This window comes from Ectothiorhodospira mobilis (assembly GCF_900114895.1).
GTDB classification, from domain to species: Bacteria; Pseudomonadota; Gammaproteobacteria; order Ectothiorhodospirales; family Ectothiorhodospiraceae; genus Ectothiorhodospira; species Ectothiorhodospira mobilis_A.
Genome location: NZ_FOUO01000003.1, coordinates 189,817 through 214,157, shown reverse-complemented (window position 1 = coordinate 214,157; position 24,341 = coordinate 189,817). Strand labels below are relative to the sequence as shown.

Annotated in this window: 19 protein-coding genes; 8 read left to right on the top strand and 11 right to left on the bottom strand. The window is 69.3% G+C overall.

Annotated elements, in window-relative coordinates; all coding sequences use genetic code 11:
• Positions 1–132 precede the first annotated feature (132 nt).
• The 3 genes from epmB (at position 133) to BM214_RS03880 (ending at position 5,309) form a co-directional block, all read left to right on the top strand.
• On the top strand, positions 133–1,206 hold the full coding sequence (gene epmB / locus BM214_RS03890) for an EF-P beta-lysylation protein EpmB (RefSeq protein WP_090483889.1): 1,074 nt from the start codon (positions 133–135) through the stop codon (positions 1,204–1,206).
• A 71-nt stretch (positions 1,207–1,277) separates the two neighbouring features.
• A complete protein-coding gene (locus BM214_RS03885; RefSeq protein WP_090483888.1) occupies positions 1,278–3,086 on the top strand; it encodes a hypothetical protein in 1,809 nt (602 codons plus the stop codon).
• Positions 3,087–3,212: 126 nt separating this feature from the next.
• The gene (locus BM214_RS03880; protein ID WP_090483887.1) at positions 3,213–5,309 is read left to right on the top strand and encodes a GGDEF domain-containing response regulator; all 2,097 of its coding nucleotides are present in this window, start codon (positions 3,213–3,215) and stop codon (positions 5,307–5,309) included.
• 81 nt (positions 5,310–5,390) lie between these two features.
• Here the strand turns inward: BM214_RS03880 and htpX are convergent, their stop codons facing one another.
• The 4 genes from htpX to parE all read right to left on the bottom strand — a co-directional run bounded on the left by htpX (position 5,391) and on the right by parE (position 10,933).
• Positions 5,391–6,281 carry a protease HtpX gene (gene htpX / locus BM214_RS03875; protein WP_090483886.1) on the bottom strand — a complete coding sequence of 297 codons (891 nt, stop codon included), beginning with the start codon at positions 6,279–6,281 and terminating at the stop codon, positions 5,391–5,393.
• Between the two features lie 187 nt (positions 6,282–6,468).
• Positions 6,469–8,715, bottom strand: a complete 2,247-nt coding sequence (gene parC, locus BM214_RS03870; RefSeq protein ID WP_090483885.1) for a DNA topoisomerase IV subunit A — start codon at positions 8,713–8,715, stop codon at positions 6,469–6,471.
• Positions 8,716–8,782: 67 nt separating this feature from the next.
• Positions 8,783–9,013, bottom strand: a complete 231-nt coding sequence (locus tag BM214_RS03865; protein ID WP_143096342.1) for a hypothetical protein — start codon at positions 9,011–9,013, stop codon at positions 8,783–8,785.
• Positions 9,014–9,037: 24 nt separating this feature from the next.
• On the bottom strand, positions 9,038–10,933 hold the full coding sequence (gene parE / locus BM214_RS03860; RefSeq protein WP_090483883.1) for a DNA topoisomerase IV subunit B: 1,896 nt from the start codon (positions 10,931–10,933) through the stop codon (positions 9,038–9,040).
• 165 nt (positions 10,934–11,098) lie between these two features.
• Between parE and trxA the strand changes: the two genes are divergently transcribed.
• Positions 11,099–11,962 carry a thioredoxin gene (gene trxA, locus BM214_RS03855; RefSeq protein ID WP_090483882.1) on the top strand — a complete coding sequence of 288 codons (864 nt, stop codon included), beginning with the start codon at positions 11,099–11,101 and terminating at the stop codon, positions 11,960–11,962.
• A gap of 45 nt (positions 11,963–12,007) precedes the next feature.
• Here the strand turns inward: trxA and BM214_RS03850 are convergent, their stop codons facing one another.
• The 5 genes from BM214_RS03850 to BM214_RS03830 all read right to left on the bottom strand — a co-directional run bounded on the left by BM214_RS03850 (position 12,008) and on the right by BM214_RS03830 (position 16,426).
• On the bottom strand, positions 12,008–12,739 hold the full coding sequence (locus tag BM214_RS03850; protein ID WP_090483881.1) for a DsbC family protein: 732 nt from the start codon (positions 12,737–12,739) through the stop codon (positions 12,008–12,010).
• 44 nt (positions 12,740–12,783) lie between these two features.
• On the bottom strand, positions 12,784–13,680 hold the full coding sequence (xerD, locus tag BM214_RS03845; protein WP_090483880.1) for a site-specific tyrosine recombinase XerD: 897 nt from the start codon (positions 13,678–13,680) through the stop codon (positions 12,784–12,786).
• Positions 13,677–14,483: a slipin family protein gene (locus BM214_RS03840; RefSeq protein WP_090483879.1), complete on the bottom strand. Its 807-nt coding sequence runs from the start codon at positions 14,481–14,483 to the stop codon at positions 13,677–13,679. The genes xerD and BM214_RS03840 overlap by 4 nt, the downstream gene beginning before the upstream one ends.
• Positions 14,480–15,967 (bottom strand): NfeD family protein, encoded by a 1,488-nt coding sequence (locus BM214_RS03835; RefSeq protein ID WP_090483878.1) that lies wholly within the window; start codon positions 15,965–15,967, stop codon positions 14,480–14,482. Before BM214_RS03835 ends, BM214_RS03840 begins: the two co-directional genes overlap by 4 nt.
• A gap of 84 nt (positions 15,968–16,051) precedes the next feature.
• Positions 16,052–16,426 (bottom strand): PilZ domain-containing protein, encoded by a 375-nt coding sequence (locus tag BM214_RS03830; protein WP_090483877.1) that lies wholly within the window; start codon positions 16,424–16,426, stop codon positions 16,052–16,054.
• 160 nt (positions 16,427–16,586) lie between these two features.
• On the opposite strand from BM214_RS03830, the gene BM214_RS03825 reads away from it, so the two are divergent.
• Complete coding sequence (locus BM214_RS03825) at positions 16,587–17,108, top strand: RDD family protein (protein WP_177217571.1); 522 nt, start codon at positions 16,587–16,589, stop codon at positions 17,106–17,108.
• 4 nt (positions 17,109–17,112) lie between these two features.
• Here BM214_RS03825 and lptG read toward each other — a convergent pair whose 3' ends face one another.
• Both lptG and lptF read right to left on the bottom strand, forming a co-directional pair.
• The gene (gene lptG / locus BM214_RS03820; RefSeq protein WP_090483875.1) at positions 17,113–18,174 is read right to left on the bottom strand and encodes an LPS export ABC transporter permease LptG; all 1,062 of its coding nucleotides are present in this window, start codon (positions 18,172–18,174) and stop codon (positions 17,113–17,115) included.
• Positions 18,171–19,277: an LPS export ABC transporter permease LptF gene (gene lptF, locus BM214_RS03815; protein ID WP_090483874.1), complete on the bottom strand. Its 1,107-nt coding sequence runs from the start codon at positions 19,275–19,277 to the stop codon at positions 18,171–18,173. The genes lptG and lptF overlap by 4 nt, the downstream gene beginning before the upstream one ends.
• Before the next feature lie 88 nt (positions 19,278–19,365).
• Between lptF and BM214_RS03810 the strand changes: the two genes are divergently transcribed.
• From BM214_RS03810 to BM214_RS03800, 3 genes are all read left to right on the top strand, one after another.
• The gene (locus BM214_RS03810; protein WP_090483873.1) at positions 19,366–20,859 is read left to right on the top strand and encodes a leucyl aminopeptidase; all 1,494 of its coding nucleotides are present in this window, start codon (positions 19,366–19,368) and stop codon (positions 20,857–20,859) included.
• Between the two features lie 75 nt (positions 20,860–20,934).
• Positions 20,935–21,354: a DNA polymerase III subunit chi gene (locus tag BM214_RS03805; RefSeq protein ID WP_090483872.1), complete on the top strand. Its 420-nt coding sequence runs from the start codon at positions 20,935–20,937 to the stop codon at positions 21,352–21,354.
• Positions 21,355–21,439: 85 nt separating this feature from the next.
• Complete coding sequence (locus BM214_RS03800) at positions 21,440–24,205, top strand: valine--tRNA ligase (RefSeq protein WP_090483871.1); 2,766 nt, start codon at positions 21,440–21,442, stop codon at positions 24,203–24,205.
• Positions 24,206–24,341 lie beyond the last annotated feature (136 nt).

Sequence of the window (24,341 nt, the reverse complement as noted above, 5' to 3'; positions counted from 1 at the left end):
GTTCTCCACACCGGACCGCCGGCCCGGGTCGCTCACAGGGTCGTTATCCCTTTCCTTCGGGACATGTCTGGCGCATCACGGCGGCGGGGCGGCACAATGCCCCGCTCACGTCCTGCCCCGGTAAAATTCGCCATGATAACCCGAATCCCCGCCCATCGTCAGGAGCCCGTGGCCGCCGCGGAGGGCGCACGGGACCCTCTCACCGATCCCGATACCCTGCTCCAGCAGCTGGGGCTGGACCCCGCCCTGCGCCCCGGGGCGCAGCGCGCCGCCGCCGATTTTCCCCTGCGCGTGCCGGCCGCCTATCTGCAACGCATCCCCCCGGGGCGACCGGACGACCCCCTGCTGCGCCAGGTCCTGCCCAGCGCGGCCGAACTGGAGGCAGTTCCCGGCTTTGGCCCCGACCCCCTGCAAGAGCGGGAACGCATGCCCGTGCCCGGGCTCATCCACAAATATGCCGGCAGGGTCCTGGTCATGCTCACCACGGCCTGTCCCATCCATTGCCGCTACTGCTTCCGGCGCCACTTCTCCTCCACCGAAACGGCCTCACAACGCCACTGGCCAAAGGTACTGGACTACCTGCGGGCCCGTCCTCAGCTGCGGGAGGTGATCCTGAGCGGCGGCGACCCCCTGGCCCTGGGGGACCGCCGGCTGGCCCATCGCATCGCCGACCTGGCCGGGATCCGGCACCTGCATGTCCTGCGCCTGCACAGCCGCGCCCCGGTGGTCACGCCGGAGCGGGTGACCCCGGCCCTGCTCGATACCCTGGAGACCTGCCCGCTGCAGACGGTCCTGGTGATCCACGCCAACCACGCAAGGGAACTGGACGGCCCGGCCCGCCGCGCACTGGCGCAGCTGGCGCGGCGGGGGGTGCGCCTGTTCAACCAGACGGTGCTCCTGCGGGGGGTCAACGACGATGTCCCGGCCCTGGCGGACCTGAGCCGTGCCCTGTTCGACAGCGGCGTCCAGCCCTATTACCTGCACCTGCTGGACCCGGTGGCGGGGGCGGGCCACTTCCACGTGCCCGAGGAGGAGGCGGTGCGCCTCATGCAGGACCTGGGCGCCCTCCTGCCCGGCTACCTCCTGCCCCGGCTGGTGCGGGAGATCCCGGGGCAACCGGGCAAGACCCCCGTACACGGCCCCATGGACGGCCCCGCACCCGGCGGATCCCCCGCGGCCCTTTCATTACCCCCGGAGGGGGTATAGTATTTAGTGAACTTCATCACAAAAGGTCGTTCCCAAAAGGGATTTGAACACCACACCAGGAGCATGCCGGCATGCTGGTCGGGTCCCCCGCGGCACCATCCGAGAATGAGAGCGTCCCCACCCAGCCCCGCCATCTCAAGCGGTGGCTGAAGGCCCTGCCCCTGGCCAACCCGGGGGAGACGGCGCGGCTGTTCTGCGCGGCCCTGGAGCAGATCAACGCCCGGGAGCTGCCCCCCGCCCGCCGCCTGGAACTCCTGGAACTGATGCGCCCCACCCGGCGCTACCTCCTGGATAAGCTCGGCCGGCACTTCATCAATCGCCCCCTCCCCCTGTCCCCCCGCGGCCAGCGCATCGCGGAACTCAACCGGCGGGTCCTGGAGGACGTGGCCCGGGGCTATCTCACGGCGGTGGAGGCCTGCCGCCTGGATGCGGACGCCCTGCGCCCCCGCCACCAGGTGCTGGCCATGCACCGCGCCCTCCACGCCCTGTATCAGCAGTTGTTCCACCTGGCCCGCATCTACCAGCCCGTCCCCCCGGGTCTGTGGCAGCGGATCCACGGCATCCATGCCCTGGCCGAGGCCCGCGGCCTGGAGACTCGGGCCGTGAAGGATCCGGAGATGGCCTGCGGCTCCCGTTGCACCCTCACCGGGATCTACAAGCAGGCCTGTCTCCTCGCCCTGGCCGACCCCCTGACCCTGCACCGGGGGGACGTGGAACGCCTGGCCCGCTTCCTGGAGGAACACGCCGGGGAATGCACCCTGGGCACGACCCCCATCCCCGACAACGGCGGCCATCTCTACGTGGTGGATCTGGCCGCCGACGCCCCGCCCGCCCACCGCCCCCGGGAAGAGGCCCCCCAGGGGGAGACCATCCGCTACCTGAACCCCGCCCCCTTGCTGCGGCGGCTGCGGGCCTGTACCGGGGCGACCAGCGGGCCCGGGCATACCGCCCCCCTCACCAGCGACCAGGCCAGCCGGGTCATCCAGGCCTGGACCAACACCGCCCGGCGCCGCTTCGGCCGCAGCCCGGGCCAGGGGGAGATGGAAGCCGCCATCGGCATGGACGCGATCCATCGGGTCCTGCACGGGGAGGACGAAGGCGACGGGCGCCGGGGACACGGGGACGGCCCGGGGGATGGCCCCGTCCGCTCCCGGGAGGAGGCCCTGGAGGCCCTCTTCACCCTGGCCGAGTTGTCTCCTCCCCCCCAGGAACAGGAGGAGGGCATCAGCGTCAGCTATCTAAAAGACCTGCCCGGCGAGGGCAGTGCCGGCCTGTGGGAGCAGGTGGCCCGGCGCCGTCCGATGCGGGACAGCGAGCCCGAACCGCCGGAGCCGGAACCGGCCCCCTCCCCCGGTGAGCAGATCACCCGCTGGCGGATCATGGACGCCAGCGCCGGGGGATTCCGCCTGCGCTGGAACGGCGATGGCCTCACCCGGGCCCAGGTGGGCGAACTGTTGATCCTGCGGGACCGGCGCGATCCCAAAAACACCTGGCGTGTGGGCATGATCCGGCGGATGATCCAGGGCGAGGACGGGGCGCTGGAGTTGGGGGTGAAGATGCTGGCCCCCCGGGCCCTGCCGGTGGGGGTCAGCGCCGTTACACGCCACAACGGGACCGGCCAGCCTGCACCCGCCCTGCTGCTCCCGGCCATCCAGGTGTTGGGCCAGCCCGCCACCCTGGTGTGCCCCACCGGCCTGTTCCAGTTGGGGGAACGCATCCGGGTGCACATGGATGGGGAGACCCGGGAGGTGCTCCTGCCCTATGCGGAACGCCAGACCACCCGCTTCACCCAGTTCCGTTACCGCACCGCCGCCCCACAGGAATCCACGGCCGGGCGCCCCTCCCCCAGGGACGAGGACCGCTGGCCGGATCTGCTCTGATCCCCACGGCCCCCGGCCGCCCCGGCCCCGAAAAGCCGGGCGATGTTCACCCCTTGGGCCTTGTCTGTATAATCCCCGGACGCCCCCGCGCATCGGCCCCGCCCCGCGCAGCCCGGACCCGAAGGCATGGACCACATCATCCGCCTCTTGATCATCGACCCGGACCTGAACGACGCCGAGAAGATGATCAGCGCCCTCAAATCCGCGGGACTGGCGGTGCGGCCGCAGCGGGCCGCGGACGCCCAGGACCTGGAAGACAAACTCAGGGACCACGCCCCGGATGTCATCCTCTGCACCCTGGGGCAGCCCCAACTCCCCCTGGAGACCGTGGTGGAGAGCAACCGGCGCATGGGCCGCCATGCCCCGGTCATCGCCCTCACCGAGACCCCCGACAGCGATGTGGTGGAATGCCTGGAGGCCGGCGCCCACGATCTGGTGCACAAGGACCGCTTCGACCACCTGCGCCATGTGGTGGCACGGGCGGCCGCCCATCAGCAGCAATGGCGCCAGCTCAAGGCCTGTGAGGCCTCCCTGCGGGAGACGGAGCGCCGCTGCAAGACCCTCCTGGACAACTCCCGGGACGCCATCGCCTACGTCCACGAGGGCATGCACACCTACGCCAACAGCGCCTACCTGGAACTCTTCGGCTACACGGACGAGGAGGAACTGGAAGGGATCCCCCTCATGGACATGGTGGCCCGGGAGGACCAACCGGCCCTGAAGGAATTCCTGCGCGGCCACGAGGGCGGGGTGCCCCCCGACGCGGCCGATGGGGACACACAGGAACAGGTCCTGGAGCTACAGCTCACCCGGGCCGACGGCACCCCCTTCGCCGCCCGCATGGAGTTCAGCCCGGCCACCATCGACGGCGAGCCCTGCACCCAGATCCTCATCCGCAACCGCAGCAACACCCGGGAACTGGAGCGCCAGCTCAATTACCTGGCGCAGCGGGACCTGGTCACCGGCCTCTACAACCGACAGTACTTCATCGAGCAGCTGCAGCGCACCCTGGGCCGGGCCAACCAGGGCAAGGGCAACGCCAGTCTCATGGAACTGCGCATCGACCGTTTCGGCGACATCCGCGAGGCCGTGGGGGTGGCCGGCGGCGACCTGGTGCTGGCGGACATGGGCAAGGTCCTGGAGGATGCCTGCGGCGAGGGGGATATCGTCGCCCGCTTCGACGGCGAGGCCTTCGCCATCCTCTCCCTGCGCTGGGAACCGGCGGACGTGGAGGCCTTCGTGCACACCCTGCTGGAGCACATCGCCCACCACATCTGCGATGTGGAGGGGCGCTCCATCACCTGCACCGCCTCCGTGGGGGTGGCCCGCGTCGATGAGAATGCCCCGGACGTGAATGAACTCCTCTCCCGGGCGCAGAAGGCCTGCGAACAGGCGGGCCGCCAGGGCGGCAACCGCATGCAGGTCTACCAGCCCAAGGAAGGGGAGATGACCCAGAAGCAGCTGGACGAGACCTGGAATGAACGCATCACCGCGGCCATCCGGGACAACCGCCTGCACCTGCTGTTCCAGCCCATCGTCGGCCTCCATGGCGAGGGCGGCGAGCGCTACGAGGTGTTCATGCGGCTGCTGGACGAGCACGGCGAGGCCGTCAGCCCGGCCCATTTCCTGCCCAGCGCCGAGCGTACCGGCATCGCCGCGGACCTGGACCGCTGGGTCATCGACCACGCCATCGAGCGTCTCGCGGTGCAGCGCAAGGCCGGACACGAGACGGTCTTCTTCATCAAGATCACCGCCGGCTCCCTGCACGACCCCCAGATCCTGCCCTGGATCATGGAACGCCTGAAGGAGAAACGCATCCCCGCACAGTGCGTCGTCTTCGAGATGAAGGAGTCCACCGTGGTGGCCTACCTGCGCCAGGCCAAGGAGTTCGTGAAGGCCCTGCGCAGCGTCCATTGCGGCTTCGCCCTGGAGGACTTCGGCAACGGCCTCAATCCCTTCCAGGTGCTCAACCACGTGCCCGCCGATTACCTGAAGGTGGACGCCTCCTTCACCCGTAACCTGGCCAGCAGCCAGGAGAACCAGGAGACCCTGGGACGCATGACCGACACCGCCCACACCCAGAACCGGCTCGTCATCGCCCAGCAGGTGGAGGATGCCGCCAGCCTGTCCATCCTCTGGGGGCTGGGCATCAACTACATCCAGGGCAACTTCCTCCAACCCCCCACCGAATCCCTGGACTACGACTTCTCCACCAGCGGCTAACGGCCGGGTGGCGGGCCCCCAAACGCAAGCGGGGGCCCCGAAGGGCCCCCGCCGCATGCATGATCACACCTTGTACCGGGCTCAGCCCGCGGCCTTCAGGGCCATGATCCGCTCCTCCAGCGGGGGGTGGGTCATGAACAGGCGCTTCAGGCCCTGGGCCATGCCCCCGCCGCGGATGCCGAAGGCCCGCATCTGGTCCGGCATCTGGGCGGGCATCCCCTGGGCCGCCCGCAGCCGCTCCAGGGCATGGATCATCTTCTCGCGACCCGCCAGTTCGGCGCCGCCGGCGTCGGCGCGGAACTCCCGCCGGCGCGAGAACCACATGACGATGATGGAGGCCAGGATGGCCAGCACGATCTCCGCCACGATGGTGGTGATCCAGAAGGCCGGACCGTGGCCCTCCTCGTTCTTGAACACCACCCGGTCCACCACATGCCCGATCACCCGGGCCAGGAAGATGACGAAGGTGTTCACCACCCCCTGGATCAGGGCCAGGGTCACCATGTCGCCGTTGGCCACGTGGCTCACCTCGTGCCCCAGCACGGCCTCCACCTCATCCCGGCCCATGTTCTGCAACAGGCCGGTGCTCACCGCCACCAGGGCGTTGTTGCGGCTCATGCCGGTGGCAAAGGCGTTGGGCTCCGGGGAATTGAAGATGCCCACCTCGGGCATACCGATGCCCGCCTGACGGGCCTGGCGGCGCACGGTCTCCACCAGCCACTGCTCGTCGGGGCTGCGGGGCTGCTCGATCACCTGCACCCCCATGCTCATCTTGGCCATCCATTTGGAGATGGCCAGGGAGATGAACGAGCCGCCGAAGCCGAAGACCGCGGCGAAGATCAGCAGGCTGGTGTAGTCCAGGCCGGTGCCGGACTCGTCCAGGATGCGCTCCACCCCCAACAGCCGCAGGGTGATGCTCAGCACCACGATGATGGCCAGGTTGGTGGCCAGGAAAAGGGCAATGCGTTTCATGGGCTCTCCGTTATCGCGTCATGACCTAAAGGGACCGGCGTATTAGATGGGGGCCGGGGACAATAATTCAAGCCCGCGCCGCAGCGCTGGGACCCGCATTGCCAAGCGCCGCGGGGAGAAACCGGGATGGCGGGTGTGTGCCGCCGGCCCGCGGGGATCCCCGCTGCGGTTCTGGGGGCCTGCAACCTCAGTCGGCGTGCAGGCGATCCACCTTCTGGTAGCCCCGGGGCAGCCTCTGGCCGCGCCGGCCCCGCTCCCCCAGATAGTCGCGCCATTCCTCCGGCTTCATGGTCTTGGTCTTCTTCCCGGCCACCACGGTAAGGGGGGCATCGGCATCCACCAGGGCCAGGGCGGCCAGGGTCTCCTCCCCCGACTTCAGCCGGTCCGTCGGGATGTGCAGGATCTTGTTGCCCTTGCCCCGGGCCATCTGTGGCAGCTCCGACAGGGGGAGGAGGAGCAGATGGCCGGCGCTGCTGGCCGCCGCCAGGTACTGCCTCTCCAGGTCATGGATGCGCAGGGGATGCAGCACCTGCGCCCCGGCGGGGACGGTGAGCACCGCCTTGCCGGCGCGGTTGCGGGTGATCATGTCCTCCAGGCGGACGATGAAGCCATGGCCGTGGTCCGTGGCCAGGACATAGCGGTCCTCCCCGGCCCCCATCATGACGCCGATGAAGCGGGCCCCGTCCGGCGGCGACAGCCGTCCCGACAGGGGCTCCCCCTGGCCCCGGGCGGAGGGCAGACTGTGGGCCGGGAGGGTGTAGCTGCGCCCGGTGCTGTCCAGGAAGACCGCCGGCTGGTTGCTGCGCCCGGGGGCGGCGGACTGGTAGGCGTCCCCCGACTTGTAGTTGAGCCCCGGGGCGTCCACCTCGTGGCCCTTGGCGGCCCGCACCCAGCCCATGCGCGAGAGGACCACCGTCAGCGGCTCCGAGGGCACCAGGGCGGACTCGTCCAGGGCCTGGGCCGCGGCGCGGGCCACGATGGGGGAACGGCGCGGGTCGCCGAAGCGCTCGGCGTCGGCCCGGATTTCCTCCCCCACCAGGTCGCGCAGTCTCTTTTCCGAACCCAGGGTGGCCTGCAGGTGATCCCGCTCCTGCTGCAGTTCGTCCTGCTCCCCCCGGATCTTCATCTCCTCCAGGCGCGCCAGGTGACGCAGCTTCAACTCCAGGATGGCCTCCGCCTGGGCCTCGGTGAGACCGAAGCGGCGCATCAGCTCCGGGCCCGGCTCGTCGTATTCCCGGATGATGCGGATCACCTCGTCGATGTTCAGGTAGGCGACCAGCAGCCCTTCCAGGATGTGCAGGCGCCTCTCCACCTTGTCCAGACGCCACTGCAGGCGCCGGCGCACCGTCTCGATGCGAAAGCGCAGCCATTCCGAGAGCAACTCCGGCAGGGACTTCACCTGGGGGCGACCGTCCAGGCCGATGACGTTCAGGTTGACGCGGTAGCTGCGCTCCAGGTCGGTGGTGGCGAACAGGTGCGCCATCAGGGACTCCCGGTCCACGCGGCTGTTGCGGGGGGTGATCACCAGGCGGGTGGGATGCTCGTGATCCGACTCGTCCCGCAGGTCCTCCACCATGGGCAGCTTCTTCGCCTGGATCTGCGCCGCGATCTGCTCCAGCACCTTGGCCCCGGAGACCTGGAACGGCAGAGCGGTGATGATGAGATCGCCGTTCTCGTGTTCGAACCGGGCGCGCATGCGCAGGCTGCCCTGGCCGCTGCGATACAGGGCCAGCAGTTCCTCCCGGGGGGTGATGATCTCCGCCTCCGTGGGGAAGTCGGGGCCGGGCATGTGGGCGCACAGGGCGTCGGCGTCCGCATCCGGGTGCGCCAGCAGGTGCAGGCAGGCGGCGGCCACTTCCTTCAGATTATGGGGCGGGATGTCGGTGGCCATGACCACGGCGATGCCCGAGCCGCCGTTGAGGAGCACGTTGGGCAGGCGGGCCGGCAGGACCTTGGGTTCCTCCAGGGTGCCGTCGAAGTTGGGGACCCAGTCCGCGGTGCCCTGCCCCAGTTCCGACAGCAAGAGCTGGGCGTAGGGGGACAGGCGCGCCTCGGTGTAGCGCATGGCGGCGAAGGACTTGGGATCGTCCGGGGAGCCCCAGTTGCCCTGCCCGTCCACGAAGGGATAGCGGGAGGAGAAGGGCTGGGCCAGGAGCACCATGGCCTCGTAGCAGGCGGCATCCCCGTGGGGATGGTACTTGCCCAGCACGTCCCCCACGGTGCGGGCGGACTTCTTGTGCTTGGACAGGGCCGACAGGCCCAGCTCGCTCATGGCATACACCAGGCGCCGCTGCACCGGCTTGAGCCCGTCCCCCACGTGGGGCAGGGCCCGGTCCAGGATGACGTACATGGAGTAATCCAGGTACGCCTTCTCCGTGAAGGTCTTCAGGGGCTGTCGCTCGACGCCCTCGGGCAGGTATGCGCTCTCGGTCATGGATCCGGGGGTTCGGGGGTCGGTGGGGCGGGCGTGCCCGCCCGCAAAGGGGATGGGCGGGACGCCCTCAGTCGGACTGGGCGTCGCGCCAGTAGAGCCAGCCCATGGGCACCATCATGAGATAGCCCGCCAGCGTCAGCACCACGCCGTGGCCGGGAAAGCGCAGGGCCGGCGGATAGAAACTGCCCATGCCCCCGGCCAGCAGTTCCAGGATGCCGGTCATGGCCACGATGATGCCCAGGATGCTGATGGCCACCAGCAGCAGGCGCGTTCCGAATCCAACCATGGGTCTTGCCATGTCGCTCCCCCTTGCAGGAATGGTTCAGGTAACCTCGGCCAGGTGCCCCTTGGACTCCAGCCAGGCGCGCCGGTCGGCGGCCCGCTTCTTGGCCAGGAGCATGTCCAAAAGCTTCCCGGTGTCGTCGCCGTCGTCCAGGGTCAGTTGCACCAGGCGGCGGGTGTCCGGGGCCATGGTGGTCTCCCGCAGCTGGATGGGGTTCATCTCCCCCAGGCCCTTGAAGCGGGTGACGGCCACCTTGCCCTTTTTCTTCTCCGCCTGGATGCGCTGCAGGATGCCGGCCTTCTCCTCCTCGTCCAGGGCGTAGTGCACCTCCTTGCCCACGTCGATGCGAAACAGCGGCGGCATGGCCACGAACACCCGCCCCTGCTGCACCAGGGGGCGGAAGTGGCGCACGAACAGGGCGCACAGCAGCGTGGCGATGTGCAGGCCGTCGGAGTCGGCGTCCGCCAGGATGCAGACCTTGCCGTAGCGCAGACCCTCCAGGTCCGCTGCCCCGGGATGGACGCCGATGGCGACGCTGATGTCGTGGATCTCCTGGGAGCCCAGCACCTGATCCGGGTCCACCTCCCAGGCATTCAGGATCTTGCCCCGCAGCGGCATGATGGCCTGGAAGTCCCGGTCCCGGGCCTGCTTGGCCGAACCGCCAGCGGAGTCCCCCTCCACCAGGAACAGCTCCGTGCGCGCCAGGTCCTGGGCGGCGCAGTCCGCCAGCTTGCCCGGCAGGGTGGGCCCCTGGGTCACCTTCTTGCGCACCACCTTGCGGCCGGCCCGCAGGCGCCTCTGGGCGCTGGCGATGGCCAGTTCGGCGATGCGCTCCCCGGCGCCGGGATGCTGGTTCAGCCAGAGGCTGAAGGCGTCCTTGACCACGCCGGAGATGAACGGCGCCGCCTCCCGGGAGGAGAGGCGTTCCTTGGTCTGGCCCGCGAACTGCGGGTCCAGCATCTTGAAGGAGAGGATGTAGGCCACCCCGTCCCAGACGTCCTCCGGGGTGATGCGCACGCCCCGGGGCACCAGACTGCGGAACTCGCAGAACTCGCGCACGGCATCGGTGAGCCCGGTGCGCAGGCCGTTCACGTGGGTGCCCCCCTGGGTCGTGGGGATCAGGTTCACGTAGCTCTCGGCCACCGGCTCGCCCCCCTCGGGCAGCCAGACCACGGCCCAGTCCACGGCATCCGTCTCGCCGCTGACGCTGCCCATGAAGGGCTCCTCCGGCTCGCGGGCGGCCCCGTCCAGGGCCTCCACCAGGTAATCCCGCAGCCCGGCCTCGTAGCACCAGTTACACTGCTCGCCGCTGTTCTCGTCCCGGAAGGAGACCGCCAGGCCCGGGCAGAGCACCGCCTTGGCCCGCAGGATGTGCTTGAGCCGGGGCACGGAGAAACGGGGGGTGTCGAAATAGGAGGCATTGGGACGAAAGCGCAGCGTGGTGCCGGTATTGCGCCGGCCCACCTCCCCGATGACCTCTAGCTCGCTCTGACGGTGGCCGTCGGCGAAGGTCATGCGGTATTCGTGCCCGTCGCGGCGGATGCGCACCTCCAGGTGCTCCGACAGGGCGTTGACCACCGACACCCCCACACCATGAAGCCCGCCGGAGAAGCGGTAGCTCTTCTGGGAGAACTTGCCCCCGGCGTGCAGCGTCCCCAGGATCACCTCCACCCCGGGATGCTTCTCCCGGGGATGGGGGTCCACCGGCATGCCCCGGCCGTTGTCGGCCACGGACAGGGCGCCATCGTCATGGAGCACCACGTCGATGCGGTCGGCGTGGCCGGCGATGGCCTCGTCCACGGCGTTGTCGATCACCTCCTGGGCCAGGTGGTTGGGCCGGGTGGTGTCGGTGTACATCCCCGGGCGCTTGCGCACCGGGTCCAGGCCGGAGAGGACCTCGATATCGGAGGCGGTGTAATCGGATGAGGCGCCCATGGGCGGGTGATGGTCCGGTGGAAAAGGCGCGGCTACTGTATGCAACCTCCCCGCAAACCACAAGTGGGACGGCCTTGAAGACGGCGCCGGCCGTCCCGACAATGAATCCCGAAAGACCCCATTGCCAAACCGATTCACCCGACATTCACGACAAGGTCATTCCCGATGAGTACATCTCCCCACATCGTTGAGGTCTCCCGCGATCAGTTCCCTTCCCTGGTGCTCCAGGAGTCCCACAACCGGCCCGTCCTGGTGGACTTCTGGGCGGATTGGTGCCAGCCCTGCCAGATGCTGATCCCCATCCTGTCGAAGCTGGCGGAGGAGTACGCCGGGGGCTTCCTCCTGGCCAAGGTGAACACCGACCAGGAGCAGGAACTGGCCATGGAGTACGGGGTGCGCAGCCTGCCCACGGTGATGCTCTTCCGGGACGGGGAGGTGGCGGACCAGTTCATGGGTGTGCAGCCGGAGTCGGCGGTACGCGAATTGCTGGAACGCCATCTGCCCGGCCCCGAATCCGATGCCCTGCGCGCCGGGCGCGAGGCCCTGGAGCAGGGGGACGCCCACACCGCCGTGGAGCAGTTCGAGGCCGCCCGCCGGGCACGGCCGGAGAAGGAGGAGATCAAGATCGAGCAGGCCCGGGCCCTGCTCCAGCTGGGGCGGGCCGATGAGGCGGAGGCGCTGGTGAAGAGCCTGCCCATGGACCTGCACCAGCGGGAGGACGTGAAACGGATCGAGTCGGAACTGCATTTTGCCCGGGCCGCCGGGGACCCGCAGGAATGGCCGGCCCTGGAGGCGCGTCTGGAGCAGGATCCGGACGATCCCGAGGCCCTGCACCGCCTGGGGGCCGTCCGCCTGCTGCAGGGGGACCCGGCCGGGGGCCTGGAACTGCTCATGCGGCTGATGAAGAAGCACCGCCGCTACGGCGATGACGCGGGCCACAAGGGCCTGCTCGCCGCCTTCGAGCTCCTGGGGGCCCATCACCCGCTGGTGAACGAATACCGCCGCAAGATGATGGCCCTGTTGTTCTGAAGCCCGGGACGGGGCGCCCGGTGGGGCACCCCGAGGCGGCCGTCCTCAGGTCCCGGCCTGCTCCAGGGCCTGGAGGATCCGCTCCGCCGGGCGGTACCCCGGGAGCATCTCACCGCCCTCCAGGAGGATGGCCGGGGTGCCCCGCACCCCCATCCTGTGCCCCAGGGTCATGTGCTCGCGCACCGGGGTCTCGCATGCCTCGGCCTTCACCGGCTTGTCCGCCTTGGCCCGGTTGAAGGCCGCCGCCGGGTCGTCGGCACACCAGACCCGGACCATCTTGTCGTAGCCCGGCGAGCCCTGCCCGGAGCGGGGGAACATGAGATAACGCACCGTCACCCCCGCCTCGTTCAGGGCCTCCACCTCGTCGTGGAGGCGACGGCAGTAGGGGCACTCCACATCGGTGAACACCGTGATCTCGTGCTTCTCCTCCCCCTTGGCCGGATAGACCACCATGTCCTTCTCATCCATCTGCGCCAGCAGCTCGCGCCGGCCCACGGCACGGGCGGCCTCGGTGAGGTTGCGTCCCGTGTCCACCTCCACGAGGGTGCCCTCCAGGACATGTTCCCCGTCCGCCGTGATGTAGAACAGGCGGGCCCCGAAACGCACCTGGTAGAGCCCGGCCACCGGCGTCTCGCGGATGTCACTGGGCTTGGTGTCGGGGACCAGTTCGGCCACCCGCTCGCGCAGGGCGGCGATGGTCCCGTCCTCCTCGGCGGGCGCCGTGAGGGGCAGGAGGGTCAGACAGAGAGACACAAGGATCGGGATGGTTCTGTACATGCACTCGACTCACTGGATCAGGGGTGGATGGCAGGATACCCGGGTCAGCCCCGGGGGTGGTGTTCCGCGTGCAGGGACTTGAGCCGCTCGCGGGCCACGTGGGTGTAGATCTGGGTGGTGGAGAGGCTGGCATGCCCCAGCAACATCTGCACCACGCGCAGGTCGGCCCCGTGGTTGAGCAGGTGGGTGGCAAAGGCATGGCGCAGGGTGTGGGGGGAGAGGTGCTTGCGGATGCCGGCGGTGGCGGCGTGGCGGCGGATGGCGTACCAGAAGGCCTGGCGCGTCATGGCCTCGCCCCGGCGGGTGACGAACACCGCCTCGCATTGACCGCGGCCCCGCAGCAGGGCCGGACGTGCCGTGTCCAGATAGGCCTCCAGCCAGTCCACGGCCTCCTCCCCCAGGGGCACCAGGCGTTCCTTGCCCCCCTTGCCCAGGGTGCGCACCACGCCGTGGCGCAGGTTCGTCTGCCCCAGGCGCAGCCCCACCAGTTCGGAGACCCGCAGGCCGGTGGCGTAGAGCACCTCCAGCATGGCCCGGTCCCGCAGCCCCAGGTCGTCCTCCGGGTCCGGGGCCCGGAGCAGGCCCTCCACCTCCGCCTCGGTAAGGGCATCAGGCAGCGGCCGCCCCAGGCGCGGCGCGTCGATGCGGGCCGTGGGGTCCTCGGGGATCATGCCCTGTTGCGCCAGGTGGCCATAGAAACGGCGCAGGGTGGAGAGCAGCCGCGCCATGGTGCGGGGCCGCGCCCCCTGCTCCATGCGCTGGGCCAGATAGGCCAGGAGCCGGGACCGGTCCGCCGCCTCCAGGGCCACCCCCTGCCCCTCCAGCCAGCGGTCCAGCCCCTTCAGGTCCGCGCGGTAGGCCGCCAGGGTGTGATCGCTCAGCCCCTGCTCCATCCACAGGGCGTCCAGGAAACGGTCGATCAGCGGGGCCTCCCGCGTCATGCCCCGCCCCCGCCGGTGCGTTCACCGGCAACGTCCCGCGGGGGCGCCTTGCGCCCCGCCCCGGCGGCGCCGGTGAAGGCCCCCATGAGGTCGAAGGGGAAGGGGAAGATCACCGTGGAGGCGTTCTTGTTGGTCATGTCGCTCATGGTCTGCAGATAGCGCAGCTGCAGGGCCTGGGGGCTGCCGGAGAGGACATCCGCCGCCTCGGTGAGCTTGGCCGCCGCCTGCAGCTCCCCCTCGGCGTGGATCACCTTGGCGCGGCGTTCCCGCTCCGCCTCCGCCTGGCGGGCGATGGCGCGGATCATGGTGTCGTCCAGGTCCACGTGTTTGATCTCCACGTTGGCCACCTTGATGCCCCAGCTGTCGGTCTGGCTGTCCAGGATGGACTGGATGTCGTCGTTGAGCCGGTCCCGCTCTGAGAGCATCTCGTCCAGGTCGTGCTTGCCCAGCACCGAACGCAGGGTGGTCTGGGCCAGCTGGCTGGTGGCGTTGTAGTAGTCCTCCACCTGGATGATGGCCTTCTCCGGATCCACCACCCGGAAGTAGAGCACGGCGTTGACCCGCACCGTGACGTTGTCCTGGGAGATCACGTCCTGGCTGGGGACGTCCAGGGTGATGAGCCGCAGGTCCACCCGCACCATCTGCTGGATGACCGGGATCACCAGGATCAGCCCCGGGCCCTTCACCGCCTGGAAACGGCCGAGGAAGAAGACGACACCGCGCTCGTATTCCCGCAGCACGCGGATGGACAGGACGAGCAGGCCCAATACCAGGGCCAGGGGTACCACCAGTGCGAGGATCATGATGCGGCTCCTTTCGGGGTTCCGGTTTCACGGGCGGGCTCCACCGTGAGGGTGAGACCGTCCATGGCCGTCACCCGCACGCTGTCGCCCCGGGCGACGGGGGCGTCGCTGCGGGCCAGCCAGGATTCGCCGTGTACCCGGATGCGTCCGCTGCCCCCGGAAAAGTCCTTCAGGGCGGTGCCCACGGCGCCGATCATCTCCTCCCGGCCGGTGGTGACATGGCGCCGGCGCATCTGGAAGAAGCGGCCCAGCACCCAGACGAAGAACAGGGCCGACACCAGGGCAGTGCCGCCGATGAGGGGGATGGAGATGCCCAGGTTGCCCTCGTCCACCAGGATGATGGAGCCGAAGACAAAGGCGGCCACCCCGCCGAATCCAAGAATGCCCAGGCTGGGGACGAAGGCCTCGGCGATCATGAGCACCACCCCGACGAGGATCAACGCCAGCCCGGCGTAGTTGATGGGCAGCACCTGGAAGGCGTACAGGGCCAGGATCAGGCTGATGGTCCCCACCACACCGGGGAAGATGCTGCCGGGATTGGCCAGTTCGAAGATGATGCCGTAGATCCCCACCAGCATGAGGATGTAGGCCACGTTGGGGTTGGTGAGGACCGCCAGCAGGCGGGTGCGCCAGTCGGGGGTCCGCTGCACCAGTTGTAGCCCCTGGGTGTCCAGGGTGCGCTCCCCCCGGTCCAGGCGCACCGTCAGGCCGTCGATCTGGCGCAGGAGATCCCCGGTGCTGTCCGCCACCCGGTCGATGACCCCCTGCTCCAGGGCCTGGGTGGCCCCCAGGCTCACCGCCTCGCGTACCGCGTCCTCGGCCCAGTCGGCATTGCGCCCGCGCAGCTCCGCCAGGCCGCGGATGTAGGCCACGGCGTCCTCCAGGACCTTGCGCTCCATGGCGGTCTCGCCGCGGCGGGGTGCGGGTGGCCCGGTCTCGTTCTCGTCCTGCCCCGCTGTGTCCGGGGCATCGCCTTTGGAGGCCTCAGGGGATGGTGTTTGGCCATCGCCCTGGGGTGCCTCGTCCCGGCCGCCCTCGGGCATCCCGGGCAGCCCGCCCCCGCCGATCTGCACCGGCGTGGCCGAGCCCAGGTTGGTGGCCGGCGCCATGGCCGCCACATGGCTGGCGTAGAGGAGATAGGTCCCGGCGCTGGCGGCCCGCGCCCCGGAGGGGGCCACATAGGTGACCACCGGCACCGGGGAGGCGAGGATGCCCTGGATCATGTCCCGCATGGCGCTGTCCAGGCCGCCGGGGGTGTCCAGGCGCACCAACACCAGTTCCGCGTCCATCTCCCGGGCGGCCTCCAGGCCCCGCAGGAAATAATCGCTGGTGGCCGGGCCGATGGCCCCGTCCACCTCCAGCATCAAGCCCATGCGCTCCCCTCCATCCCGGGCCTGGACGGCAAAGGCCAGCGCCAGGCCCGCCAGCAGGGCCAGCAGCCAGGGGAGGATGCGCGGGATGGGGGATCGGCGGCCGAGATTCATGATGCGGGCCCCGCAGCGTTCGTCATGCCTGGATTGGACCCCGGACCCCGGGGAACGGTTTCATCGCCATGGGCGGTGTCGGCATCATGCATTCACCAGGGCCGCCAGGTCGCGGTTGAGCAGTTCCGGATCCCCCAGGTTCAGCTCCACGATGCGGCGCAGGTGCTGCGCGCTCTCCAGATCCATCTGGGTCACCCGCAGCCCCAGGTCGTGGCCATCCATGCGCACCACCTGGATCATCAGCAGGATGTGAAAGTCGGGATTCAGGGGTACCCGCAGATAGCCGTAGGTGGAGCGGCGGTCCTCGGCGAGGGGCTCCAGCGTACGCACCAGGGCCCCCTGGAGGGAGAGGTCCAGCAATTCCACCGGCAACTCGTCGCCGCCCTCGAAGGTGAGAAAGGCGCGGCCGTCGAAACGGACGCGGTGAAAGTGGCGTCTGCCGTTGTTTTCCGTGCTCATGGACTGGCCTCCCGTTGCTGCGCCCCGCCCGGCGTCCCGCGCAGGCAGATCCAGTATAGGCCCCATGCGCCGCGGGTGTCAGGCGGGGAGATTGCCCCCTTGGCCGGGCCCAGGGACAGGGGCGTATAATGCAGGCCCCTTATCATTCCCCGATGTCCCCATGAACGACTCCACCACCGGATCCCAACCCGCCCCCGTGGGCCTGCTGCGCCGCCTGGGCTGCATGGCCTACGACGGTATCATGGTCCTGGCCGTGCTGCTGCTGGTCACCCTGGGGGTGAGTATCTTCGGGGGCATCACCCCGGAACACCCCTGGTATCCCGCCTACGTCCTCCTGGTGGGCCTGTCGGCCTTCCTCTACTACGGCTGGTTCTGGACCCACGGCGGCATCAGTCTGCCCATGCAGACCTGGCGCGTGCGCCTGGTGTCCCGCTCCGGAGGGGCGGTCACCTGGCTGCAATCCCTGAGCCGCTTCACCGTGGCCCTGGCCCAGTGGGTGCTGGTCCTTTGGGGGATCCGGCTCTGGAACACGGGCCAGGTGCCCATGGCAGCCGGGGTGGGCGCGGTGGTCTTGGCGGGCCTGGTCTGGACGGTGCTGCACCCGCAAAAGCTCATGCTCCACGATCTGCTCTCCGGCACCCGCCTGATCCGCCTGGGGCCCGACCGCTCGGGGGGGATCTGAAGGCCTAGCGCACCCGGCGCAGGGCCACCACGGCGACCGCCAGGAACAGCACCATGGGCAGCGCCGCGCTCAACAGGGGCGGCAGGCCGTAGACCAGCCCCATGTGGTTGAGCATGCGGTTGAGCAGGTGGAAGCCCACCCCCACGAGGATACCGATGAACAGGCGCTGCCCCGCCCCCCCGGAGCGCAGGGAGCCGAACACGAAGGGCAGCGCCAGCAGCAGCATCACCAGGCTGGACAGGGGCGTGGTGAAGCGGCTCCAGAAGGCCAGCTCATAGGGGGCGGCGTCCAGGCTGTTATCCCGCAGATAGGTGATGTAGCGCCACAGGGTCCAGGCGGACATCTGCTGCGGCTCCACCACCACCACGTCGAACAGCTCCGGGGCCAGCAGGCGTTCCCAGGACTCCTCGGCGGTGCGCTCCACCTCCACCCCCTCCAGGGCGATGCGGCTGCGGGTGACCCCCCGCATCCGCCAGGTGCCGTCCGTGTAGCGGGCCGACTCCGCATGGACCATCTCGGTGAGATGACGCCCCTCGTCGAAACGGTAGACGCGGACATCGTGCAGCCGCAGCCCGGGCATGATCACCTGCACGTTGAGATAATCGTTCCCCTCCCGGGCCCAGAGCCCGGTGCCCCCCACCTGGATGCGCTCGGAATGGGCGAAGGTGCGCATGCCCTGGGCCTGACGCTCGCTGGCCGGGGCCACCACCTCCCCCAGCAACAGGGCCACCACCATGAGCACCCCCCCGGCCTGCAGCACGGCCCCGGCGATACGGCGCACCGGCAGCCCGGCGGCGCGCATGGCCGTGAGTTCGCTGTTCTCCGCCAGGGTCCCCAGGCTCAGCAGGGCGCCGATGAGCACGCCGGTGGGGAAGAGTTCATACACCCGTCCGGGGATGGTCAGGGCGGTGAACACCAGGGCCTGGACCCAGCCATAGCTGCCCTCCCCCACGTCCTCGATCTCACCGACGAAGGCAAACCCCACATCCAGGGCGGTGAGCACCGCCAGGGCCAGCAGGGTGCCGCCGATGACCTGGCGGATGAGATACAGGCGCAGGATCCTCATGCCACCGCCTCCCGGCGGGTTCGCCCCCGGGGCCGGAACACCCCCTGGCGCTGCATCAGCAGCAGCACGGCCAACAGGGCCAGCGCCAGGTGCACCCACCACATCCCCAGCCAGGCGGGCAACTGGCCGTCGGCGAACCACTCCTTGGCCAGGATCTGCATCTGGGCATACACCACATACACCCCCACCCCCAGGGCGAGGCGGGCGAAACGCCCCTTGCGCGGCGCGGTGTGGGCCAGGGGCGGGGCCAGCAGCGCCAGCAGCAACAGGGATACCGGCACCGACAGGCGCCACTGCAACTCGGCACGGTAATCCACGCGTTCGCTCCCCCAGAGCCGGGCCGTGGGCACGTTATCCGTGCGGTTGCGCACCCGCGCCGCGCCGGGGTCCGGCATGCGCACCCCGTGGGTGGCGAAACGGATGATGCGAAAATCCCGATCCCCGGGGCTGCCGTCGTAGCGCATCCCGTCCTTGAGCACGAGGAAGCGCTGCCCGCTCACCGCATCCACCTCCTGACGGGCGCTGCGGGCCACCATCACCTGGGTCTCCCCCTCCTGGCGGCGCTGGATGAAGACGTTGTGCATCACCTCCCGGTCCTCGGAGAAGGACTCCACGAAGAACACCGTACCGCCGATGCCCGTCTCCAGGAAGCGCCCGGGGGTCACCCCCACCAGGTCGGAACGTTGCGCTGATTCGGCGCGGATCTCGTCCACCTGGAGCTTGCTCCAGGGCCCCACGGTGAGGGACAGCGCCAACAGGATCCCGGCCAGCGGCAGGCTCACCAGCAGCACCGGGCGGTAGAGCCCGCCGTAGCCCACGCCGCAGGCCATGAGGGCGGCCATCTCGCTGTCCTTGTACAAACGCCCCAGGGTGAGCATCACCGCCAGGAACAGGGACACCGGCAGCAGCAGGATGAGGGCATTGAGGGTGCCCAGCAGCAGGATTGGCGGCAGCACATCCGCCGGGATACGCCCCTCGGTCACCTCCTGCAGCAGGCGCGCCAGCATACCGCCCAGGATGATGAGCACGAGCACCAGGATCACCGCCCCCTGGGTGGCCAGCATCTCCCGCATCAGGTATCGGTCCAGAACCTTCAAGGTCACCTCGGGGTCACCGCCGCGCGGTCTGTGTTGGTGGAAAGGGGGTATTTTCTCTAAACTGAGCCGTCACCGACAGCGATCGAGGAACGGCATGGAATTCTCAGTCCAAAGCGGCATTCCCGGCACCCAGCCCAGCCCCTGTATCGTCGCGGGCGTATTCGAGCGACGCAAGCTCTCCGCCGCCGCCAAGGCCGTGGACCGGGCCACCGACGGCGCCCTCACCGCCCTGCTCAAGCGCGGCGACATGGACGGGGAACGGGGTCAGACCCTCTGGCTGCACCACCTCCCCGGCACGGTGGCCGAAAGGGTCCTGCTGGTGGGCCTGGGCAAGGAGAAGGAATTCGGCCAGGTTCCCTTCCGCGAGGCCACCGCCGCCATGACCCGGGCCCTGCTGCAAAGCGGCGCCGAGCGCGCGCACAACACCCTCACGGAGCTGCCGGTGAAGGGCCGCGATCTCCCCTGGAAGGCCTTCCAGACGGTGCTTGCCGTGGAGGACGGGCTCTACCGCTTCGACGAGTTCCGCACGGGCAAGAAACGGCCCCGACCCGCCCTCAAGCACATGATCCTGGAGGCCGGTGACGAAGACCAGGTGGCCCTCGGTGAACGGGCGGTGGCCCGCGCCCGGGCCACCGCCGCCGGCATGGGCCTGGCCCGGGACCTGGCCAACCGCCCGGGCAACGTCTGCACCCCCGTGCACCTGGCGGAAGAGGCCAAGGCCCTGAAGAAGGCCAGCAAGGACCTCAAGCTGGAGGTGCTTGACGAGGAGGCCATGGAGAAGGAGGGCATGGGGGCCCTGCTGGCCGTGGGCCGGGGCTCGGAACAGCCCCCGCGGTTCATCGTCCTGCAGCACCGGGGCGGCGCCAAGGGGGACAAACCCGTGGTGCTGGTGGGCAAGGGCATCACCTTCGACAGCGGCGGCATCTCCCTCAAGCCCGGCGAGGCCATGGATGAGATGAAATACGACATGGGCGGTGCCGCCGCCGTGCTGGGGGTCATGAAGGCCTGCGCCGAACTCCAGCTGCCCCTGAACGTGGTGGGGGTGATCGCCGCCGCCGAGAACATGCCCGACGGCCGCGCCACCCGCCCCGGGGACATCATCCAGACCCTCTCCGGCCAGACCGTGGAGATCCTCAACACCGATGCCGAGGGCCGCCTGGTGCTCTGCGACGCCCTCACCTACGTGGAGCGCCTGGAACCGGCGGCGGTGGTGGACATGGCCACCCTCACCGGGGCCTGCATCATCGCCCTGGGCCACCAGGCCAGCGCCGTGCTGGGCAACGATACCGCCCTGGTGAAGGAATTGCTCAGCGCCGGCCAGGAGACCCTGGACCGGGCCTGGGAACTGCCCCTGTGGGACGAATACCAGGAGCAGCTCAAGAGCAATTTCGCCGACATGGCCAACATCGGCGGCCGTCCCGCCGGCACCATCACCGCCGCCTGCTTCCTCTCCCGCTTCACCAAGAAATACAAGTGGGCCCACCTGGACATCGCCGGCGTGGCCTGGAAGAGCGGCAAGGAGAAGGGGGCCACCGGCCGCCCGGTGCCGCTGGTGATGCAGTTCCTGTTCAACCGCCTGGGGGACTGAGCATGGCCGCCGGCGCCCCGCTTCGGGCCCCTGCCCGCGGTCACGGGTCCCCCGCCCGTGGCGCGGCCTGAGCCCATGCCCCGGGTCGACTTCTACGTCATCCCGGGGGACGACCCGCGCCAGCGCCTGCTCACCGTCTGCCGCCTGGTGCACAAGGCCTACGGCCTCGGCCACCGGGTGCATGTGCGCACCGCCTCCGCCGGGGAGTCCCGCTTCCTGGACGAGTTGCTATGGACCTTCCGGGACGACGCCTTCATCCCCCACGGCACCGACCCGCAGGACCCCTCATTGCCGGTCACCCTCGGCCATGAAGATCCGCCGCCGTCCACCACCCGGGTACTGGTGAACCTGGCCCACCCCGCCCCCGACCTGCCCCCGGGGCTGGAGCGGGTGGCGGAGGTGATCAACGACGACCCCCAGGTGCGCGACCCCGGCCGGGAGCGCTTTCGCAGCTACCGCCAACGGGGCTGCGAGATGCATCACCACCGCCTTTGACCCCGGGATTGGCCCTGGTGGGCAGATAGACCGAAAAAGCTTAATATAATCCGCCACTTTCGCTCCCATTCGACACCACGAACCCATGCAAAAGACCTACGACCCCCGCGCCATCGAGCAATCCATCTATCAGGAATGGGAGAACCGAGGCTGGTTCGCGCCCGCGGGGGAAGGGAGCCCCTACTGCATCCTGCTGCCGCCGCCCAACGTCACCGGCACCCTGCACATGGGGCACGCCTTCCAGGACACCCTCATGGATACCCTGGTGCGCTACCACCGCATGTGCGGCGACAACACCCTCTGGCAGGGGGGCACCGACCACGCGGGCATCGCCACCCAGATGGTGGTGGAGCGCCAGCTGGCCCGGGAGGGGCGCAGCCGCCACGAACTGGGGCGCGAGGTCTTTCTGGAGAAGGTATGGGAATGGCGTGAACAATCCGGCCACCAGATCCAGCAACAGATGCGCCGCCTGGGCACCTCCGTGGACTGGAGCCGGGAGCGCTTCACCATGGACGAGGGCCTGTCCCGGGCGGTGACCGAGGTCTTCGTACGCCTCTATGACGAGGGGCTCATCTATCGTGGCAAGCGCCTGGTGAACTGGGACCCGGTGCTGCACACCGCCGTCTCCGACCTGGAGGTGCTCTCCGAGGAGGAGCAGGGCAAGCTCTGGCACATGCGCTACCCCCTGGCCGACGGCTCCGGCCATCTGGTGGTGGCCACCACCCGCCCGGAAACGATGCTGGGGGACACCGCCGTGGCGGTGCATCCGCAGGACGAGCGTTACCGCCATCTCATCGGCCGGGAGGTGGAACTCCCCCTCACCGGCCGGCGCATCCCGGTGATCGCCGACGACTACGTGGACCCGGAATTCGGCTCCGGCTGCGTCAAGATCACCCCGGCCCACGACTTCAACGACTATGCCGTGGGCAGCCGCCATGACCTGCCCATGATCAACCTCTTCACCATCGACGCCCGGCTCAACGACGAGGCCCCCGAGGCCTACCGGGGGCTGGACCGCTACGAGGCCCGCGAGCGCATCGTCGCCGACCTGGACGCCCAGGGCCTGCTGGAGCGCGTCGATGACCACAAGCTCATGGTCCCCCGGGGGGACCGCAGCGGCGCCGTCATCGAACCCTTCCTCACCGACCAGTGGTACGTCAAGGTGGGCCCCCTGGCCGGCCCCGCCATCCAGGCGGTGGAGGACGGCCGCATCCGCTTCGTGCCGGAGAACTGGAGCAAGACCTACTTCGAATGGATGCGCAACATCGAGGACTGGTGCATCTCCCGCCAGATCTGGTGGGGCCACCGCATCCCCGCCTGGTACGACGACGCCGGCAACCTCTACGTGGCCCGGGACGAGGATGAGGCCCGCCGCAAGTACCATCTCCAGGAGGATGTGCGCCTGACCCAGGACCCGGACGTACTGGACACCTGGTTCAGCTCCGCCCTGTGGCCCTTCTCCACCCTGGGCTGGCCGGACAAGATCCCGGAACTGGACACCTTCTACCCCACCTCGGTGCTGGTCACCGGTTTTGACATCATCTTCTTCTGGGTGGCCCGCATGATCATGATGGGCCTGAAGTTCATGGACGACGTCCCCTTCCGCGAGGTCTACGTCACCGGCCTGATCCGCGACGCCGAGGGCCAGAAGATGTCCAAGTCAAAGGGCAACGTGCTGGACCCCATCGACCTCATCGACGGCATCACCCTGGACGACCTGCTGGCCAAGCGTACCCACGGCCTCATGCAGCCGCAGATGGAAAAGCGCATCGCCAAGGCCACCAAGAAGCAGTTCCCCGACGGCATCCCCGCCTTCGGCACCGATGCCCTGCGCTTCACCCTGGCGGCCCTGGCCACCAGCGGCCGGGACATCAAGTTCGACCTGGGGCGCATCGAGGGCTACCGCAACTTCTGCAACAAGCTCTGGAACGCCGCCCGCTACGTGCTCATGAACACCGAGGGTCAGGACACCGGCCTGGACGGCGGCGAGCACGCCTATTCCCTGGCGGACCGCTGGATCCGCTCCCGCCTGCAGACGGTCATCCACGACACCCGTCGCCACCTGGACACCTACCGCTTCGACCTGGCCGCCCGCGCCCTGTACGACTTCACCTGGCACGACTACTGCGACTGGTACCTGGAACTGAGCAAACCGGTGCTCACCGGCGAGGCCAGCAGCGAGGCCGCCCGCCGCGGCACGCGCCACACCCTGGTGCAGGTGCTGGAGACCCTGCTACGCCTGTTGCATCCCATCATGCCCTTCATCACCGAGGCCATCTGGCGCCAGGTGGCCCCCCTGGCGGGAAGCGAGGGCGAGACCGTCATGCACCGGCCCTACCCCACGCCTGATCAGGCCCAGCAGGATGCCGAAGCGGAGCGGGAGATCGAATGGGTCAAGCAGTTCATCCTGGGCATGCGCCGCATCCGCGCCGAGATGGACATCCCCCCGGGGCGGCCCGTGCCCGTGGTCCTCAGCCAGTGGAGCGCCAACGACCAGGCCCGCCTGGAGGCCAACCGGGGCTTCATCGACTTCCTGGGCAAACCGGAATCCATCACCTGGCTGGAACCGGGCGGCGAGGAACCCGAATCCGCCCTGGCCCTGGTGGGCGAGATGCGCCTGCTCATCCCCCTGGCGGGGCTCATCGACAAGGACGCCGAGATTACCCGTCTGGAGAAAGAGGTGGCCAAGGCGCAGAAGAACCTGGACCAGTGCCGGGGACGCCTGGACAACCCCAGCTTCGTGGAACGGGCCCCGGCCCAGGTGGTGGACAAGGAACGGGCCCGCGTGGCGGAACTCACCGCCAGCCTGCGGGAACTGGAGGGCCAGCTGGAGAAGATCCGCCGCCTGTGAGGGGAACCGGATCCAACCCCACCGTCTGGAGGACAGCAAAAGGGGTGGCCAGCGTGCGCCACCCGCCCCTTGACCCATATCGGACCGTACACCCCGTGGGCCATCACGGCCCACAAGACTGATTCGGAAGGATACC